Source organism: Vibrio olivae (genome assembly GCF_042428525.1).
In the GTDB taxonomy this organism is placed as follows: domain Bacteria; phylum Pseudomonadota; class Gammaproteobacteria; order Enterobacterales; family Vibrionaceae; genus Vibrio; species Vibrio olivae.
The window spans coordinates 1-561 of record NZ_JBHMEP010000109.1 but is presented as its reverse complement, the minus strand read 5'-3'; the positions used below and the strand labels follow the sequence as shown (position 1 = coordinate 561).

General features: G+C 49.9%; 1 protein-coding gene. It reads right to left on the bottom strand.

Going from position 1 to position 561, the window contains the following annotated elements; genetic code table 11:
- Positions 1–384 (bottom strand): IMP dehydrogenase (locus ACFFUV_RS23760; RefSeq protein WP_390198474.1); only part of this gene is annotated, 384 nt, incomplete at its 3' end.
- Positions 385–561 lie beyond the last annotated feature (177 nt).

Genomic DNA, 561 nt, shown 5'->3' with positions numbered 1-561 from the left:
ATTGTCTTCGGTCACAACCGGATAGCCAGCAAAACCGTTACGTTCAGTCAGCTCTTTAACTTCGCGCAGAGTCGTAGTCGGCAGAACGGTCTGCGGGTCGGTAACCACGCCGGACTCATGCTTCTTCACGCGCTTAACTTCTTCCGCCTGACGCTCGATAGACATGTTTTTATGAATAAAACCGATGCCGCCTTCCTGTGCCAGGGCAATAGCCAGACGCGCTTCCGTTACGGTATCCATGGCTGCGGAGAGCATAGGAATATTCAGACGAATGGTTTTCGTCAGCTGAGTGCTGAGATCGGCAGTATTCGGCAGAACGGTAGAATGAGCGGGAACGAGGAGGACGTCGTCAAACGTCAGGGCTTCTTTAGCGATACGTAGCATGGGCAATATCTCGACCAGGGTGGATAAATATTGCCGTGGCATTATACAGAGCGTAACCGATTGCATCTACCCTTTTTTGCAAATAATACTTGCCATCCCCTCTGAGCGCGTTACTATCGACTGAATAACCTGCTGATTTAAAGTTTGATCTTGCTCACATGTTACCCTCTCAATCCC